Below are 17,524 nucleotides of genomic sequence, written 5' to 3'. Positions count from 1 at the left end.
GGGCGGGTTTAGGGACAATTGTAGGGGCGGGTTTAGGGACAATTGTAGGGGCGGGTTTAGGGACAATTGTAGGGGCGGGTTTAGGGACAATTGTAGGGGCGGGTTTAGGGACAATTGTAGGGGCGGGTTTAGGGACTAAATTAGCTAGTCACCGCTAAATGAACAACAAAACCCGCCCTCCTCACCGCTAAATGAACAACAAAACCCGCCCTCCTCACCGCTAAATGAACAACAAAACCCGCCCTCCTCACCGAATAATGGCTCAAAAAAACCTGCCCTTGTTCATGTTAACCCTTGGTCGGGGCGGGTTTAGTCACATCTAGGTTAGGGAAGAAACAATAATGGTAAAACCCGCCCCTACACAGGCGCTATGCCCGACTAGCTCTCTCCACTCCCCCTGCGCCCCCTGCGCCCCCTGCGCCCTCTGCGCCCTCTACTCCCCCTGCGCCCCTTAATCCTCTCCCGCCAACGGTTCTGTCATCAATGCCTTTTGCACAGTTTGACTGAGAGATTCAGCGATAGGTTTGACCTCTGCCAAATCCCCTAACGGTTCCATCGGAATCTGGATAGAAACCGCTACCCATGGTACTCGCTGACGCTTTAACTGGGCAATTTGGTCAACCCAAAACCATTGTCGGGTAGCAGGATGACCCCCTGTCGCCCAAGCGTACCATTGAACAACGGCGAAGGTTTGCTGTTGAGTCCAAGCGCGAAAGAGACGGGCATTAACTTGCGCCTGCTGGGATTGCGTTTCAACGGTAAAGTTTAAGCGTTGATGGGAATCTGTCTTCCATTGAAAGACACCATTAATATCCATCCATTCCACCTGAGGTTGATCAATCGGACCATTAGGAGGACGTAACAATAACAATACAGGTTTATCTAAGTCGCCCTGAATTTCTTGATAGGACCATTTATGCCCCCCTAAGGTTACAGTTCTTTGCTCTAGGGTTTCCCAGCCTGGAATCTCTAACCCCTCAATTTGCACCACTTTGATGCTACTGAAATTGGCAAATCTGGGTGGCTCAATCCATGACCAGTTGCCTGTCAAATAACTTGGGACTGCCCCGATCGCGACAATGACTAACAATAACAGTAACACGATCGCACGGTTGAATCGCAGGCGTTTAATCACCTGGCGCAGTCTTGAGGATTTCATGAGATTGGCTTTCATGGGCGGATGAGTTTTAATTGTTCCAGACGTGCCATGGTGCGTCTTTAATTTTGTGTAGGGGCGGGTTTAGGGATTTTAGGCTTGGCTATTGATGGTAACGTTTGTACAAAACCCGCCCTGACTAAATACAAACGTTTTTTAATCTCCCTCAGATACAGAATCAGGGGTTTGAGGTTCGGCATCAACAGAACGTTCAATGACTTTAAGTAAAATCACTAACATTCCTAACATCCCCGCCGAATACAGATCCCCGCCCCAACTTTCATGCAGCCAATGGAACGCTCCATCCATCCCAGTACCATGGAAGAATGTGAGTAGGGTATTGCGGATAATATTACCAATTACACTAACCAACACCGCACCAATGAGCAACAATGTCGTCTTCTGTCGTGATATCCACGCCCCACTCCAGTACAACAGCATTAAACTCACATATAAACTGGTAAACAGCATCTTTAATCCAGCGCAGTGAGGGGCGACTTCGACAATTCGTCCGCCGACAAATAAGTTAATGCCGACAACATTAACATCAATGCCAAATTGAATCAAAAGAAATCCCGCAACTCCGGCAATAAAGCGCTGTAGGGGTAAGGCGTAGGGTTCGATTAAGTAAGGAAATGCCGTTGGTGTTGCTAAAATTACCAACAGTAGAGGAAAGCTTTGTAAGCGTAAACCCGGAATCCCTTTAAACCACAAACAAAGTCCGGCTAAAACCGTGGGAAAGGAAATATTAACCAGTTCCGATTGACCCGACAGATAAAAGACACCACCAACTGCCAGTAATCCTAACCCAATATAATTCGATTTATCCGGGATGGCTTGCCACTGCTGGCGATGAGTCCAGGCGATGTAGGCGGCAAAAGGCAGTCCAATTAAACCATGGCTAAAGTATTCATGTTCAATGCTAATACTTTTATTTAGCCAGCCATCATACCAGTGGATGAGTAGGGGCGCATAGAGGATAATCAGTAAAGCTGCGATCGCACCATCCCACAGGTGACGGTCAATGGCAGTAGGAATCTTTTGTCCAAGTTGCATAATTGTACCCCGAAATTACAGCCGCCGGATGCGGTTACAACAGGCTATTGAGGCAATCAACCACTCGCTCAATTTGAGCGTTACTTATTCCAGGATACATAGGCAATGATAAAATTTCCTGGCACAGGGTTTCGGCATGGGGGAAATCACCCGCTTGATAGCCCAAATAATGATAAGCGGGTTGGAGATGGCAAGGGAGGGGATAATGGATACCCGTTTGAATCCCAGCGGTATTGAGTTTCTCTTGCACCATTTCACGAGTCAGGGAACAGGCGGCGGTAATCCGAATCACGTACAGATGATACACATGACCCGTACCGCTTTGGTTTTGGATGGGGATAATCCCTTTATCGGCTAGGGGGGCTAATAATTGGTCATAATACTGGGCGGCGGCGTTGCGAGATTGATTCCATTGGTGTAAGTGGGGTAACTTGGCGTTGAGAACCGCCGCTTGGATGGAATCTAAACGACTATTTTTGCCCAGTTCTGAGTGATAATATTTACGAGGTGCGCCATAATTCCGCAGCGATCGCAAGGTTTGATAGACATCGGGATCACTCGTCAGGGCGATTCCGCCATCGCCAAACGCGCCTAAATTCTTACTCGGATAAAAGCTAAAGCCGGCGGCTTTACCCACCGAACCCGCCCGATACCCATCCCGTTGGGCTAAATGGGCTTGGGCGGCGTCTTCAAAGAGTAACAGGTTGTGACTATGGGCAAAGTTGAGTGATTGCGGCGGTGATACCATCTGACCATAGAGGTGAACGGGTATAATTGCCTTCGTTTTGGGAGTGATGGCTTTTTGCGCTGCATTCAAGTCAATCAGGGCGGTGTTGGGGTCACAATCGGCTAAGACGGGCGTCGCCTTTGCCTCAAGCACACCAATGAGAGTGGCGATGAACGTATTGGCAGGAACAATCACTTCATCACCGACACCAATCCCATTTGCTTGTAATCCTAGCGCGATCGCATCTGTCCCGGAAGCGACACCGACACCATACTCTGCACCAGACGCCGCCGCAAATGCCGCTTCTAACTCGGCTAATGCTTGACCTAAAACGAAATCGCCGCGCTGGATAACCGTCTGAATCGCTTGTTCAATGTCCCCTTGAATCGGCTGGTGTTGCAGCGTTAGATCAACAAAGGGGATGGTTTCTGGGGGTAAGGGGTTCATGAATACACTGGGAAAGAATAGGAGTTTGCTGAGTTAGGTTATTTTATCCCTTCTTTAATTTATGTCCGATTTAGGTGCTAATGCCTACCCCTGAATTATCAAGTTTTGGTAAAGTTTCCGGTTAACCTACGTCTGGTAGCCAAGCTGTAGGGGCGGGTTTTACCGATAACATTTTGGAATCAACCGATAACGTAACTAAACCCGCCCTTCTCTACCATGATGGCGATGAAACGATGAATGATGTTCACCAAAAAGCTACAATTGTAGCTAAGGGAGTAGCATTGGGAGACTTTCGTCAGGAACCCCACGGCTATAAGCCGGAGGCTTGAATAAAGTCTATACCTGACCAGCCTAAGTGCTTAGCGCACTACGTTAACGGTAAGCGTTAAAGTTCCTACCTTGGGATGCGTGCCAGTCCCATGCTCTAGAACCGAGTGGTTAAACAGGTGTACAAGGGTTAAGCTAGTGCTACTTGGAAAGTACCGACCGTTAACATTGGCGAGGCAAACGTCACCCCGGAAACGGGAGTTAGGGGCAACCATACCCCACCCCTATGCGTACAGGTCGAAAGCTTTGAGCTTGTAATTGCCCAAGCGAAAGACAAATGCAAAGTGTCACCGAAGTAATTAAATCCAAGGCGGTAGGGGTTTTAACTTTTTCTTAAATTCAGTTTTGTACATGGGAAATGGAGCCGATGCACTTTCTAAAAAAGGGAGTCCTGTCGGACTGCTATTTATGTAAGAGGGCGAATTCCTCCCCATACATAAATGACAGGGGTTTCCATTCGCCCTCTTACCAACTCTAATTTTCGATGAATCGGCTACAACGGATGAACTTTAAGACGTTATTGGCTACCGCTCTTTGTTTAAGCCTAATTAACAGTGTAGACCTAGAGGTATCGCGCGATCGCATTAGCCCATTGCTCGATTTCCGTAATGACGCCTATGCTAGAAGCAGTGGGGGACGCAGCGGTGGCGGTTCCTTTAGTCGCGGTTCATCCTCACGTTCGGGTTCCAGCAGTAGCAGCCGTTCATCTTCCCCTAGCCGTTCATCCTCCCCTAGCCGTTCATCCTCGCCTCCATCATCGTCGAGAACATCTCCATCTCAATCTAATCCTACCCATAGGGGAACAACCGGGGGACGAGCTAGTGGCGGGACATTAAACAAACCCACATCTCCAACTCCGACTCAAACCAAGCCGAATCAACCGAGTCCCTCATCAACCCATCCCAGTCGTACCTCTTACCCAGCTTATGGACACGGACATAATTCGGTGGAACTGGAAATTGAAATCGAAAATGACGATAACGATTTCCAGAATTATCCCTCAACATCCTATCCAGGGACAACTTCAGCACCGCCTCCCCAAAATCAAACCCTTCCGGATTCAGCGACAACGGATTCAGCACCCCCTGTACAACCCAATCAAAGCCTGACCAATCCGGGCTCAACTAATAGTACAACTCCACCGCCAGCTACCGCGCCAGCCACGAATCCAACTCAAGCGGTGAACTCCACGAAATCAGCGAACTCTTTACCCGTCTTGATCGTTTTACTATTTTTTGGTGTCGGTATTTTCCTGGTTGTTTATCTACTAATCCGGTTAATTTTGTCTCTCCTCAAACGCCGAAAAGCCGTCACCAATGAACTAGATAATGATATTGTCACGGTGAGTAAATTACAGGTAGCCTTATTTGCTCATACCCCAAACTTGCAATCAGAGTTATCGGAACTCACCTTAACTGTCGATACAACGACTCCCGAAGGCTTACTCGAACTGCTGCAAGAATCGGCGTTAGTTTTGCTACGTCATTCAGATACCTGGAGTCATGTTTTAAGCAGTTCGCAAAGCGTTGATATCGAAGAAGCAAAAACACTATTTACCCAACTTTCGGTAGAAGAACGCAGCAAATTTAGTGCCGAAACCCTCAGCAATGTTGGCGGACGAGTGCGGCAAAAAGTTCCGGTAATGCCCAATGCTCAGGAAGACCCAGCGGCTTATATTGTCGTGACACTCTTAGTTGGAACAGCAGATGATCACCCGTTATTTGATGACATTCGTTCAGTCGAGGTACTAAATCAGGCATTAAATAAAGTCGCGTCAGTGCGTCCTGAATATTTGATGACCGTGGAACTGCTTTGGAGTCCTCAGAGTCAAGACGATAGCCTAACTTATGATGAATTGTTGACCGAATATACAGATATGATTCAAATCATTTAATTAAGGGAATTGCCTGCTCAAGAGGAAATGTAGAGACGTTGCATGCAACGTCTCTACTAACACAGGGGATTAAATAAAGGGCGACCCGAGCAAATTGAGGGGATAAAGTTGTTGATTTGTGCCAGCGGGTCGCCCCTACACAAATACAAAAGGCGACAGGCTCCCGTTCCTATTTTTCATACCCCTATCTCGTGAAATTTAATTTCATCCTACTTCTTATCGATGAGAAAAAACCATGAAATTTATCAGTCCTAAAGTCGATTATGCGTTTAAAAAAATATTTGGTTCTGACCAAAGCCAAGAAATACTGATTAGCTTTCTCAATGCCATTATTTATAGTAACAAAAACGTTATTCGTTCTTTAACTATTCTAAACCCATACAATCCTGGTAAAGTTCGAGAGTTAAAGGAGAGCTATTTGGACGTGAGAGCCATTTTGTATGACGGCTCGACTGTTATTATTGAAATGCAAGTATCCAGCACAAAAGCTTTTGATAAACGGGTCGCTTACAACCTCGCTAAGACTTACGCAAATCAGTTAGGCGTTGGCGAAGGTTACTGGCTGTTAAATCCAGTAATTGCTATAAATATTGCTGATTTTATCATGTTTCAAGAAACCCCTAAAGTTGTGACAAAGTTTATTTTCAAAGAAGAGGAAGAGTCATTTAAGTATAAAGCTGTAGAATTACAACTCATTTTCATAGAATTACCAAAATTCAATAAAACCTTGTCTGAGTTAAATAGTTTGACGGATAAGTGGATTTACTTTATTAAAGAAGCAGCAACCTGGGAAAGCATTCCCGCCTCCTTAGCGGAAGTATCTGCAATAGAGAAAGCCCTAAATATCGCGAATCAAGCGAATCTCACCGTAGAAGAATTGGAGGAATTGGAGCGGCGAGCAATAATGTTACAAGATGAAACAGGGCGAATCCTTCAAGCTAAAGATGAAGGAATTCTACAAGGAAAGCTCGGAGTAGTAATAGCTTTTCTCCAGCAGCGTTTTGGCGAAATTCCTAAAAACATTAGCTGGAAAATCGAAGGTTTGTCTGGGAAAGATTTAGAACGTTTAGTCCAGACAATTTTAAGCTTTAATAGCCTGGAAGATTTGTCGAGTTGGCTGGAACAAGGTACATCGGCAGAATAAGCACCATTGTAGAGACGCGCCATGGCGCGTCTCTACATAAATGATGTGTCCTAACCGCTATTGCGGTTGCTATATGTACTTTCGCTAACCTTTTCCTACCCTCATCTCCTCTCAACGTTGAGACCAAGGAATCTCAGACTTATCGGCTAAGAGACTCGCCACAGCCGCCGCGCCATACCGATTAAGATGACTCGGATCAGCAAAATACTGATTCTGATTTTTCCATTGCTCTCCTAAATCCACAAAAACAAACTCATTCCGAGCCGCCTTCTGCTGCATTCGCTTACGGAATTGCCGTTCACGAGTTAAACGCACCGAATCTAAATAATCATCACTTACAGGCAAATTCACAATCACCAAAGGAATCTGCTGCTGTGCTAAAAACGCCTGAATCGAATTCAACGCCACCGCCTGCGAACCTGCAAAGCTAAACGGTTGATAATCGGCATCATAACGCCCCGCAACACGGGGATTTTGCTGATAGTACGTTTTTGGGTCAAATTTACTATCCATCGGCAGAAAGCCATTGGCATCCATCGCTACGGCACTGTACCCTGTAGTATTACGTGCCAGTGCTAGTCGTTGCGGTTGGCTTCCCCCTAACTGAGTTAAAAGTAACCGAGTCTCTGGAGTGGTGATAGGATTGCTACTGGTTTCAAAGGAAACGCGGGTTAATCGCCAGCGTTCAGCCGTATCATTAGCAGGTATCGTATCGCTCGGTTGTGTCGATTTCTCTGAGTCGGGACTCTGGGTGATTGATGCTGGAATCTCTTCACAAGTATTTGGGGTTTTGGTCGTCGGTTCCGGTAATTTGGGGCGATTCCCTGCCATTACCTGTTGATATCCCGCCGATGTTGCCAAACTATTATAAGTTTTATCCGTTCGCCCACTATTAAACGCCCGCACACCATCTGCCCAAATCACCAGGCGCGGGAGTTGTTCCGGCGTTAAAAGTTGCCGCAGTTGAAAATCAACCACTTGAGCCGTCGCCCCATTCACGCCAAAGTTGAAAATTTTTAACCCCCCTTTGCCGTAACGCGCCAGAACTTGTTGCAATTGTTGGGGATCAACACCAACTAATGCCCGTGAACTGCCCACAATCAGGACATCTGGCGGACCAACGGCGGCGACGTAAGACAGATACAGCAGGAGTTGTTCTTCAAAGATGGGGTTATTAAAGCTGGCAAAGGGTAGAGGAGAGGTTTTTGTCGTCGCTTTTTGTTGGGCAACATCTAAGTTGTTTAGATATTCTGCCACCTTTTTCTGAGCAAATGCCCGTTTCGGACTATCCGGTGGCACTGATTGCATCGCCTCAATCGCTTGAATCCAGCCTAAGACAACCAAATCCCAATCTTGGGGCGATTGGGCAGATTGAGCCAGATTCGCCGCCCCCATCGCTTTGTCAATCGCTTTGGTAAAGGGATCAACTTGGGGCGGACAAGATGGGGAATTTTCCACCGCTAGAATTGATTCAGCCGGGGAGTCAGCTTGGGATGGGGAATGCTGACTTTCAGCCGTATCGGGAGGAGAATTCCATGAACAGCCAGTTACCCCCACCAATAACGCGGCAAGGACGGTATAGGGACGTTTCCAGTAAAAATTAGCCATAAGGCGATCGCACTCTTGATTGAAATCTTGTGCTGAGAACCACACTCAGCAGGAATTTATAGCCAGATAGTTCTATCCTTAATTATGCTCAAAATCGGGATCATAATGGAGATCTCAATGTATCCACCCGTCCAGATTTTCTCCCTGTCCCCCTGCACACGGGCGGGTTTAATTCCATCTGGGTGAGGTCAGACACGATAGTCGTGAAACCCGCCCCTACACAAACTCAAAACTCCACCTCTCCCTCACCAAAAGAACTAGGGTAAAAATCGATCTAACGCGGTCTTCAATTGTTCGATTTCCGCCTCCATGTTACCTTCCTCCGCCGCCCGACCGATACATTCAGTTAAATGCTCATCTAAAATAACTCGGGCAACTCGATTTAATGCACCTCGCACGGCGGCAACTTGCACCAGCACATCTGGACAGGGACGGCTTTCCTGTACCATCGTCTTAATCCCTCGGATATGTCCCTCAATTCGAGAAAGCCGATTGACAATTCGCCGCAGAGACTCCTCATCGTGAACATGGGCGTGGGTTGATCCACCATGATCATGATCATGCTCACCATGACTGGTGTGGAAGGATTGATTTAGCGAATGTTGGTCTGAGTCTGACCGAGTATAGGTTTCATTAATCAATGGCTTAGCTCCAGTTCGGGATTGGCAACGTTGATGGATTTGTTCTTACTGTTCATCCTAATCCAGAGTTGAGATGTTTGGGAGCCAGGTTTTCTAAGGAAGGGGAATCGCCCATCGCTGAAACACTCTTGGCTCAAAGAACGTCCTGGATCAACCAGCCAATGTTAAGTGCTTGTGACAATAATTTGGATAGATGATCATAGATACATACAACTGAACTTAAGAATAAGGTTATGCGATTGACAACGTTGTTCCCTCGATTACGCCAAATCAGCGCTTATCTGATCGCGATCGCGACAGGTGTTCTGTTGACGGTTGGGTTTTATAATGTCTCACCCTCTCACGCTGAACCGATTTTGACAAATGAACCCGAATCCCCAATAGTTCTCGCCCAACGCCCACCCATTACCAATATCGGCGGCAGTTTTGTCACGGCGGCGGTGAATCAAGTCGGACCTGCTGTAGTACGAATTGACACAGAACGTACAGTGACACGCCGCCTCGATCCATTTTTTGATGATCCCTTCTTCCGGCGGTTTTTCGGGGAGGATGCATTTCCCCAAATGCCCCAAGAACGCCGTCTGCGGGGTCAAGGATCTGGGTTTATTATTGATCCCACTGGTGTAGTTGTCACCAATGCCCATGTGGTGGATCGGGCAGATAAGGTAACGGTGATTCTCAAAGACGGACGCCAGTTTGAAGGAAATGTCCAGGGTGTCGATGAAATCACCGATTTAGCGGTGGTCAAAATTGATGGCAACAATTTGCCAGTTGTCACATTGGGAGACTCGACTAACGTACAAGTTGGGGATTGGGCGATCGCGGTGGGGAATCCCTTGGGGTTAGATAATACCGTGACGCTAGGGATTATCAGTACCCTCCAGCGATCGAGTGCAGAAGCCGGGATTCCCGAAAAACGACTTGATTTCATTCAAACTGATGCGGCGATTAACCCTGGTAATTCGGGGGGTCCACTGTTAAACCAACAGGGACAAGTGATTGGCATTAATACCGCCATTCGTGCGGATGCGATGGGGATTGGGTTTGCCATTCCCATCAATAAAGCTAAAGAAATTACTGCCAAATTGATGCGCGGTGAAAAAGTTGTCCACCCGTTCATCGGTATTCGCATGACTACCCTAACCCCTCAATTGGCGCAAGAAAACAATCGCGATCCAAATTCCTCGTTTATGGTACCGGAAGTGAATGGGGTTTTAGTCGTGCAAGTTGTACCAGACTCTCCAGCAGCAGCAGGAGGTATGCGTCGTGGGGATGTTGTCACCGCCATTAATGGACAATCGGTGACAAGTGCAGAACAGTTGCAACGTTTGGTTGAGAATAGTGGTGTGAATCAAGTTCTCCAAATCAAAGTGGTGCGGGGGAATCAGACGAAAACGTTATCAGTGCGGACAAGGGAAATGCAAGAAACGACTTAGTACATAAATCTTGCCGTAACGCACCGTCATCAAGTTGGATGGCTGCGTTACTTCGTTAACGCAGCCAACAAGATCCGCGATCGCACTAACTAAAAAAGCGATCGCCTACACTTGATTAGATTGTGATTTTAACACGGCTAATTTTGCTATAATGCTCTGACTATGATGAGCTAATAGTGGGAAACGCTTTTCAAGTAAATTCAATACTTGACAAATTTCGGATGCATCAGAAGTAATTGTTAATGGTATTTTGCGATCTATCAAATCACCTAATATATTGAGCATAACGGTAGCTAAATCTTCATCCGCATTTTCAAAAAAAGTCAATAGCGATTTTATGGCTTCCGTGTCACCAAGCCTGTATTTAGCTGCTAATAGTTCAGCTTTAACTTCTAGGGAATCTTCTGATTCAATGTAAGTTTGAAGCTGTGGTAATAGATCGGGTTTACCTACAAGTCCGAGGGAGTTAGCTGCATAAGACCGAACTGCTTCATCAGGATCTTGCATTGCTGATTTTAAAGTATCTAGAGCATCAGGATCTCCTAGATCTCCAAGCGTTTCTGCTGCTGACGCCCGAACCAGGGGAGCCGAATCGTTAAGTAACAATGACTCGATTGAATCTCTTGCTGGTTTATAAGCAAGTATTCCCAAGGAATCTGTTGCCCCCGATCTAACCAGCTCTTTTGGATCGACTAGTAAGTTTATAAGTGCACAGCCAACAGATTCAATTTCGTTTTCTCCCAAATCACCAAGAGCTTCTGCTGCACAGAAGCGAATTCCCTCATCAGAAGAGTGCAGTAATTCTAATATCACGGGGACAGCCGAATCAGCTTTCATTTTGACTAATTCCTGAAGTGCAAAAGCTTGCTCTTTAGGTTCGCCAGAAGCACACTTTTCTATTAACTTATTAATCCTAGTATCTTGCATGAAAATAACTCCTTAACTCTAACTATCGCGACTATAGCGACTGTGCCTACATCTTTTTGCTTTTTGGGTTGCTTTGATTCTGTTGATTTTGTTGGTATCTCCAGCAGCTTTAGCCTCCGCCATCAAGATAGCAAGTGCTTCACAAATATCTCCAGCTCTACCGCTACTTATGAGTTCGTTAGCTTCTGCCAATATGCCTGTATCCGCTTGATTTACCCGAGCAGCCATTGGGAAAATATGTTCTCGAATATAATCTTCAATTTCCCTTAGCCCCTCTCTAGCCGTATCACCCGCTCTATTAAGTATATTTTCAAGGTCTTCCAGAGTACCATCAATACCTCTAGCAATAACATTACTAATCCTGCCAATTTCTTCCCAACCGCCGTTGTTCAAGTACCAAACAACAATCCCAAATCCAACAATTGTCAAACCCACAGGACCAAAAACAACAGCAGGTGCAGCCACAGCAACTCGTTGGATTACCTCAGTTTTCATCCGTGCTATTGGCTTTGAAGCAGTGGTCTGCTGCACTACATGAGTCAACTCATGCGCCAACAACTCTTGCCCATCCCGACTCCCTGGATTATATTCTCCCTGTTTAAAAAAGATATCCGGACCCGTCGTAAACGCCCGGGCATTTAAGGAGCGATTAAGCTGATCAGCATTGCTATTGTTATGCACCCTCACGCCACTAAAATCAGCCCCAAACGCCTGTTCCATTGGCTCTTTAATTTCCTCTGAAAGCCCCTGTCCGCCACCTTTGGCTTGTTGAATACTTTGCTCAACGGAAGCATCAACCGCACCTCCACCAACTCCGCCATCACGCATCACTGTCGGCTGAGCTACTGGTTTTACTTTTCCTTGTACAGGTTGCTGGGACGTGGGAGAATTAATCTGTTCGACAACTTTGGCCGCTACGGTATCGGCTTCCTGTTCGTACTTATCTCCTAGCTGCCCGACTGTTAACTTTCTCTGGAGTGGAGTCAGGGTGTGTGGCGTCACGGTGGGCATTCTCTGTCCGACAACATCAGCCACTGAAATCCCTGATTCTGACTGAGGCTGCACTGTTGGCGTTTCTGTCTCCTGGGAATCCTTGGCTTCTAGACTTCGCATCACATTCGCGGCTAGTCTATCCGCCGAGTCTCTGGAATACTCCCCTATTTCCGGCGACTGAGACGATTTCTGATTTGGCTTGGGTTGAATCGAAAAATGCCCTAATTTAGAAGGACTCTTGCTCTTTTTCTGTGCCGTTGTTGGAGTCCAGGAGGAATTTTTCTTTTGTAGGGGTTTATACATGATGCCGCCTCAGTTACCTGATGATTTATTGAATCCAGCTCAATCCTGGAGGAAACTCTATCGTTCTATCTCCTCATCGCCTATCCAGAACACTATCACTACGCGCCAGCGAACTGCGAAAAACAACGTAGCGCATAAAGCATAAATCTTGCCGTAACGCAGCCGACAATATCCGCGATCGCACTAACCAAAACAGCCATCGCCTACACGTTATTAGATTGTCATTTTAACACAGCTAATTTTGCTATCTACTGTCTCGTTAAATGGGGCTTTCCAGGACAAATTCCCAAGCGCGATCGCACGGCTTCCCCTTCACCTTATACCTTTTCTCCGATTTGACGTTTTAATTTACCGTCTCCATCGCCTTACCAACTTTATAGGAGACGTCGCTTCTAGGCAAACCTCACCTGCCTGCAACTGTAATACGACCCCCACAGACTCTCCAAAGGCAGGTTGATCTGTTATTTTGGGAAAAGTCATATAAAATTCCAAAGAATCATTGGCGCTAACTTGGAAAGACTGGGGGTCTAAACTGACTTGTTCCTCTCGATCCCAGACAGTAACTGGCTGTACTAACTGACGCTCATCTCCTACCTTTAACCAAAGATGTTTCACAGAAGCTGAAAGGGGAGAATCGTCGGGGTTATTCAGTTCAAAGTGACCATGACCTATAGCTAGGTTTGACTCATAAGTGATGGTAACCGTTTGTCCAGTGAGAGTAGGAGACATAGGAGGATTCGGGTTAACGACATTGAGAAAGTAGCTGAAAAAGTGGATTAACATGTCCATTTAGAAGTATCATGTGTCACTTCGTTAACTGTCCGGATTGGACCAGGAACTTTTTCACCAATCTTTGCAGGTCGAACATAAACACTACCATCTGGGCGAAGAACCTCCACATCAGGACCAGAACCTAATCGTCCGATGATTTCCTCTCCTCCTCCTGCAACTGAAGGGTACTCAGCCGCTACAAATTCGTCTACCTTAGCTTGATCAGCATACTCCCGCCCTTGAGCATCACTGGAGCGAAGTTCAGGAAACCCAGAGAGACCCATTCCGATAGAAAATTCCTCCCCAATTCGATAAGCATAGCCTTCTACCTCTTGAGTAGTAGAGTGGGTACTAGGTTGCTTAGCATGGAGTACCTCGTGGTAAAGAGTTTCCGCAACTGCCTCGCAGGTTTCATCATTGAGAAGACCAATTTCCCTGTCAGATGTGCTTTGGTATCCTCCACCAGGAAATGGATCTACAACCCAAGATTTACCATCCCACTTCTCGTCATCCCAGAAGATACTATCAAAGGATTTGACAGTATAGGAACTCAGTACATCAACCGTGTGAGGACTCCAAGGACAGAGAATATCCTTTACGCAAGACCAATTCCACGTAGCTCTTAATTTAGCCTTAGCCGGAAGAGTCACAGGTGGGAAACGAGCATCAAGGGCAGCCATTGTTTTCGGACCAACCAGTCCATCGGGTACAAGACCTTTGCCTTTTTGAAATTGACGAACTGCGGCATCAGTTTCTGCGCCAAATTCCCCGTCTGCTCCAAATTTTGGCAGGGGGATGCCGATGTCGTATAAAGCTTGCTGGATAGCTTGCACACCTCGACCAGAGGAGCCTTTCTTAATCAGGGTTTCGTCATCGTATGCTTCCTCCAAATCCAGCAATTTGGAGAAACGAGGAGAGGTTAAGTCATGTCCATCCCCTAGAGTTCTTTGCAAAGTTTGTTTTTGACCAACTCCCTGCTGAACTACATGAGTTAATTCATGTGCCAATAACTCTTGCCCATCCCGACTTCCTGGATTATATTCCCCCTGCTTAAAAAAGATATCCGGACCCGTCGTAAACGCGCGGGCATTTAAGGAGTGATTAAGCTGATCAGCATTGCTATTGTTATGCACCCTCACGCCACTAAAATCAGCCCCAAACGCCTGCTCCATTGGCTCTCTAACGTCCTCTGAAAGCCCCTGTCCACCACCTTTGGCTTGTTGAATACCTTGCTCAATAGAAGCATCAACCGCACCTCCACCAACTCCACCATCACGCATCACTGTCGGCTCAACGACAGGCTCTACTTTTCCTTGTACGGATTGCTGGGACGTGGGAGAATTAATCTGTTCGACAACTTTTGCCGCTACTGTGTCGGCTTCCTGTTCGTACTTATCCCCCGGTTGCCCGACTGTTAACTTTCTCTGGAGTGGAGTCAGGGTGCGTGTCATCACGATGGGCATTCTCTGTCCAACGACATCAGCAACTGAAATCCTTGATTCTGACTGCGGCTGCACCGTTGGCGTTTCTGTCTCCTGGGAACCCTTGGCTTCCAGACTTCGCATCACATTCGCGGCTAGTCTATCCGCCGAGTCTCTGGAATACTCCCCTATTTCCTGCAACTGAGACGATTTTTGATTTGGCTTGGGTTGAATCGAAAAATGCCCTAATTTAGACGGACTCTTGCTCTTTTTCTGTGCCGTTGTTGGAGTCCAGGAGGAATTTTTCTTTTGTAGGGGTTTATACATGATGCTGCCTCAGTTGCCTGATGATTTATTGAATCCAGCTTAATCCTGGAGGAAACTCTGTCATCCTATCTCCTCATCGCCTATCCAGATATCCAGGGTACTACGATCTTCATCTGTAGCTATACACAAAATTCCCATACCATCTACCACAGGCAAAATGGCTCCTCGACAGGAGATGGGTAACACAGGATGGTTGAAGTCACGACTATTCACTCCCCACGCTACGGCAAAGCCGACAGATGAAGAGCGAATTGTTAAGGCATCACATATATCTTCGACCATCAGTGGCAATATTTGGTAGGGAGATGTTCTCCAGCTCAAGAAATTTCCCAGTGGACTTTGAGTATCAGAGTTTGTCCTCTGAATAATTAAGGCAGAATAGTTACTCCAAGACGCATTATAAGCGAGTTCGGCTGTCAGGGTTAACCACCAGTATGCCCAAGACGGTAATAAATCACCATTATCGATTAAACAACGTTTCCACGGTTCGAGAGCGTCATAATCTATCATCCAGGCGGTTGTTCGTACAGAACCTTCCACCTGAACGAGTTTGCTGCCCAACTGTAAATCCTGCTCTAGTAACTCTACCGAGAGTTTACTCAGAGGAATACTTCGCAATACATCGCTTGTTGTCATACTAAGGCATAGCTCTATCCGCGACTAATAAAAAATTGAACTACTTTGTTTTCCTGATCATACTCAATTACATATTGTTCATAGTCAACTCCAAAAGGAGAGACTCCCAAATCATACAAGTCTGCATTTTCTCGGACTTGCTCAGGTCGTCCAAGAATCTCTCTTACTACTTCTCGGGACATACCTTTGTGTAAAACTTCCCGTTCTAAAGCAGGAACCATACCAATGCGAGGATTATCACGCTGATGTTTTTTATATTGCGCTCTCCATAATGCGGAATCAAAATTTCCCGTAGAAACAGTGGTACTCATCACTTTCACCTGATTATTAGAGGTAATCATTGAACCGTTACCTGTAAGCATTAATAATAGTGTTATTGCCACAATGCCTGACACGGCTGCTATAACAAATTTCATCTTAAAATAATCTCCTGATATTCAGAGCAAACTGCGACACTATTGGGCAGATGCATTACCTTCAGGTACTGGTTGTCCACCTCTCCCTGGTGTTCCATCAGTTAAACCATGTTGCCACAAAGGAACTTGATTACTCCAAGCAAGCTTACTGCTTTGATCAATAACAATCAGTTCTCCATTATCGCTTGCCTGTCTAACCAAATCAGCTATTTCTACATCATTTGCCTCAGGATTATCGATAGCAATTTGCCGTCCGACTTCGTTATTATATAAATCCATAGCCTCGCGAGTGGCTGGGTTCCCTGGCAGTGCTTCATGAGCTGTGGTGAATTGATTAGTCCACTCTTTTCCAAAGTTTCTAACCAGTAAGCTGTTCCAATAAGCGTGACGGAAGGCATCCCGGTGACCATCATTACCTACCCATTCTGCTTGACGTTCATCCGGTACATAGGCAGGTATATTGCTTGGCTGAGGAAATTGATTCTCTGATTCACCAAATGCTCGATTTTTAATCGTATTAAATGTATTCAAGCCCATTAATCCACGATTAAAACTAAGATTATCCAGCAATTCTGCTTCTGTCTCGGTTACACGATATTCCCCTGTAAAAGGAATAGGTATAGCACCCAAAGCTGTGGGACTCCAATTCGTAACTTGATCATCCTGAACTTGATAATCTCTAATTATCTGCTCCAGTGGCGGTTTTTCAGATTCATCATCACGCTGAATAATTGGCTCAGCTTTAGCTTGCAGAGTTATATTTTTAGACTCAACTGCCTGAACAACAGGCTCTACTTTTCCTTGTACGAGTTGCTGGGACGTGGGAGAATTAATCTGTTCGACGACTTTGGCAGCTACGGCATCAGCTTCCTGTTCGTATTTATCGCCCGGTTGCCCGACTGTTAACTTTCTCTGGAGTGGAGTCAAAGTGCGTGGCGTTAGGGTGGACATTCTCTGTCCGACAACATCAGCAACTGAAATTCTTGATTCTGACTGAGGCTGCACTGTTGGCGTTTCTGTCTCCTGGGAATCCTTGGCTTCTAGACTTCGCATCACATTCGCGGCTAGTCTATCCGCCGAGTCTCTGGAATACTCGCCTATTTCCGGCGACTGAGACGATTTTTGATTTGGCTTGGGTTGAATCGAAAAATGCCCTAATTTAGACGGACTCTTACTTTTTTTCTGTGCCGTTGTTGGAGTCCAGGAGGAATTTTTCTTTTGTAGGGGTTTATACATGATGCCGCCTCAGTTGCCTAACGATTTGCTAGTCCCAAGCCCATTTGCTCAAGAACTC

Annotated in this window: 16 protein-coding genes; 4 read left to right on the top strand and 12 right to left on the bottom strand. The window is 46.2% G+C overall.

The window, feature by feature from the left end:
- Positions 1-451: 451 nt before the first annotated feature.
- The 3 genes from RH949_RS31385 to RH949_RS31375 form a co-directional block, all read right to left on the bottom strand.
- A complete protein-coding gene (locus RH949_RS31385) occupies positions 452-1,159 on the bottom strand; it encodes a cyanoexosortase B system-associated protein (protein WP_446358723.1) in 708 nt (235 codons plus the stop codon).
- Between the two features lie 153 nt (positions 1,160-1,312).
- Positions 1,313-2,212, bottom strand: a complete 900-nt coding sequence (gene crtB, locus RH949_RS31380) for a cyanoexosortase B (protein WP_446358721.1) — start codon at positions 2,210-2,212, stop codon at positions 1,313-1,315.
- A gap of 34 nt (positions 2,213-2,246) precedes the next feature.
- Positions 2,247-3,386 carry a DegT/DnrJ/EryC1/StrS family aminotransferase gene (locus tag RH949_RS31375; protein ID WP_446358719.1) on the bottom strand — a complete coding sequence of 380 codons (1,140 nt, stop codon included), beginning with the start codon at positions 3,384-3,386 and terminating at the stop codon, positions 2,247-2,249.
- A 173-nt stretch (positions 3,387-3,559) separates the two neighbouring features.
- Here RH949_RS31375 and RH949_RS31370 point away from each other — a divergent pair, with 173 nt between their 5' ends.
- From RH949_RS31370 to RH949_RS31360, 3 genes are all read left to right on the top strand, one after another.
- A complete protein-coding gene (locus RH949_RS31370) occupies positions 3,560-3,715 on the top strand; it encodes a hypothetical protein (RefSeq protein WP_006098831.1) in 156 nt (51 codons plus the stop codon).
- 482 nt (positions 3,716-4,197) lie between these two features.
- Positions 4,198-5,607, top strand: coding sequence for a DUF1517 domain-containing protein (locus RH949_RS31365; protein WP_006098903.1), 1,410 nt, complete (start codon positions 4,198-4,200; stop codon positions 5,605-5,607).
- 235 nt (positions 5,608-5,842) lie between these two features.
- The gene (locus tag RH949_RS31360) at positions 5,843-6,751 is read left to right on the top strand and encodes an Rpn family recombination-promoting nuclease/putative transposase (RefSeq protein WP_006098846.1); all 909 of its coding nucleotides are present in this window, start codon (positions 5,843-5,845) and stop codon (positions 6,749-6,751) included.
- A 111-nt stretch (positions 6,752-6,862) separates the two neighbouring features.
- On the opposite strand, the gene RH949_RS31355 is transcribed toward RH949_RS31360, so the two are convergent.
- A complete protein-coding gene (locus RH949_RS31355; RefSeq protein ID WP_446358716.1) occupies positions 6,863-8,359 on the bottom strand; it encodes a hypothetical protein in 1,497 nt (498 codons plus the stop codon).
- A gap of 257 nt (positions 8,360-8,616) precedes the next feature.
- Complete coding sequence (locus RH949_RS31350; RefSeq protein ID WP_446358714.1) at positions 8,617-9,000, bottom strand: metal-sensing transcriptional repressor; 384 nt, start codon at positions 8,998-9,000, stop codon at positions 8,617-8,619.
- A 233-nt stretch (positions 9,001-9,233) separates the two neighbouring features.
- Between RH949_RS31350 and RH949_RS31345 the strand changes: the two genes are divergently transcribed.
- Positions 9,234-10,436, top strand: coding sequence for an HhoA/HhoB/HtrA family serine endopeptidase (locus tag RH949_RS31345; protein ID WP_006098901.1), 1,203 nt, complete (start codon positions 9,234-9,236; stop codon positions 10,434-10,436).
- Positions 10,437-10,541: 105 nt separating this feature from the next.
- Here the strand turns inward: RH949_RS31345 and RH949_RS31340 are convergent, their stop codons facing one another.
- The 7 genes from RH949_RS31340 to RH949_RS31310 form a co-directional block, all read right to left on the bottom strand.
- Positions 10,542-11,363 carry a HEAT repeat domain-containing protein gene (locus RH949_RS31340; protein WP_446358711.1) on the bottom strand — a complete coding sequence of 274 codons (822 nt, stop codon included), beginning with the start codon at positions 11,361-11,363 and terminating at the stop codon, positions 10,542-10,544.
- 18 nt (positions 11,364-11,381) lie between these two features.
- Positions 11,382-12,659: an eCIS core domain-containing protein gene (locus RH949_RS31335; protein WP_446358709.1), complete on the bottom strand. Its 1,278-nt coding sequence runs from the start codon at positions 12,657-12,659 to the stop codon at positions 11,382-11,384.
- A 348-nt stretch (positions 12,660-13,007) separates the two neighbouring features.
- On the bottom strand, positions 13,008-13,388 hold the full coding sequence (locus RH949_RS31330; protein ID WP_446358707.1) for a hypothetical protein: 381 nt from the start codon (positions 13,386-13,388) through the stop codon (positions 13,008-13,010).
- A 47-nt stretch (positions 13,389-13,435) separates the two neighbouring features.
- A complete protein-coding gene (locus RH949_RS31325; protein WP_446358705.1) occupies positions 13,436-15,178 on the bottom strand; it encodes an eCIS core domain-containing protein in 1,743 nt (580 codons plus the stop codon).
- Positions 15,179-15,238: 60 nt separating this feature from the next.
- Positions 15,239-15,814, bottom strand: coding sequence for a hypothetical protein (locus RH949_RS31320; RefSeq protein WP_446358703.1), 576 nt, complete (start codon positions 15,812-15,814; stop codon positions 15,239-15,241).
- Positions 15,815-15,828: 14 nt separating this feature from the next.
- Positions 15,829-16,230: a hypothetical protein gene (locus RH949_RS31315; RefSeq protein WP_446358701.1), complete on the bottom strand. Its 402-nt coding sequence runs from the start codon at positions 16,228-16,230 to the stop codon at positions 15,829-15,831.
- 39 nt (positions 16,231-16,269) lie between these two features.
- The gene (locus RH949_RS31310) at positions 16,270-17,466 is read right to left on the bottom strand and encodes a DUF6973 domain-containing protein (protein WP_446358699.1); all 1,197 of its coding nucleotides are present in this window, start codon (positions 17,464-17,466) and stop codon (positions 16,270-16,272) included.
- Positions 17,467-17,524 lie beyond the last annotated feature (58 nt).

It is taken from the genome of Coleofasciculus sp. A1-SPW-01 (genome assembly GCF_040217205.1).
Lineage (GTDB): Bacteria > Cyanobacteriota > Cyanobacteriia > Cyanobacteriales > Coleofasciculaceae > Coleofasciculus > Coleofasciculus chthonoplastes_A.
Note: the sequence above shows the minus strand (reverse complement) of the source record. Positions and strands in the feature narration are given on the sequence as shown.

What these genes read in the sequence shown, in the direction of transcription:
- RH949_RS31365 (WP_006098903.1), top strand. Translation starts at nt 4,198, where the DNA reads ATGAATCGGCTACAACGGATGAACTTTAAGACGTTATTGGCTACCGCT.
- RH949_RS31335 (WP_446358709.1), bottom strand. Translation starts at nt 12,659, where the DNA reads ATGTATAAACCCCTACAAAAGAAAAATTCCTCCTGGACTCCAACAACG.
- RH949_RS31340 (WP_446358711.1), bottom strand. Translation starts at nt 11,363, where the DNA reads ATGCAAGATACTAGGATTAATAAGTTAATAGAAAAGTGTGCTTCTGGC.
- RH949_RS31320 (WP_446358703.1), bottom strand. Translation starts at nt 15,814, where the DNA reads ATGACAACAAGCGATGTATTGCGAAGTATTCCTCTGAGTAAACTCTCG.
- RH949_RS31385 (WP_446358723.1), bottom strand. Translation starts at nt 1,159, where the DNA reads ATGAAATCCTCAAGACTGCGCCAGGTGATTAAACGCCTGCGATTCAAC.
- RH949_RS31345 (WP_006098901.1), top strand. Translation starts at nt 9,234, where the DNA reads ATGCGATTGACAACGTTGTTCCCTCGATTACGCCAAATCAGCGCTTAT.
- crtB (WP_446358721.1), bottom strand. Translation starts at nt 2,212, where the DNA reads ATGCAACTTGGACAAAAGATTCCTACTGCCATTGACCGTCACCTGTGG.
- RH949_RS31355 (WP_446358716.1), bottom strand. Translation starts at nt 8,359, where the DNA reads ATGGCTAATTTTTACTGGAAACGTCCCTATACCGTCCTTGCCGCGTTA.
- RH949_RS31315 (WP_446358701.1), bottom strand. Translation starts at nt 16,230, where the DNA reads ATGAAATTTGTTATAGCAGCCGTGTCAGGCATTGTGGCAATAACACTA.
- RH949_RS31375 (WP_446358719.1), bottom strand. Translation starts at nt 3,386, where the DNA reads ATGAACCCCTTACCCCCAGAAACCATCCCCTTTGTTGATCTAACGCTG.
- RH949_RS31310 (WP_446358699.1), bottom strand. Translation starts at nt 17,466, where the DNA reads ATGTATAAACCCCTACAAAAGAAAAATTCCTCCTGGACTCCAACAACG.
- RH949_RS31360 (WP_006098846.1), top strand. Translation starts at nt 5,843, where the DNA reads ATGAAATTTATCAGTCCTAAAGTCGATTATGCGTTTAAAAAAATATTT.
- RH949_RS31325 (WP_446358705.1), bottom strand. Translation starts at nt 15,178, where the DNA reads ATGTATAAACCCCTACAAAAGAAAAATTCCTCCTGGACTCCAACAACG.
- RH949_RS31330 (WP_446358707.1), bottom strand. Translation starts at nt 13,388, where the DNA reads ATGTCTCCTACTCTCACTGGACAAACGGTTACCATCACTTATGAGTCA.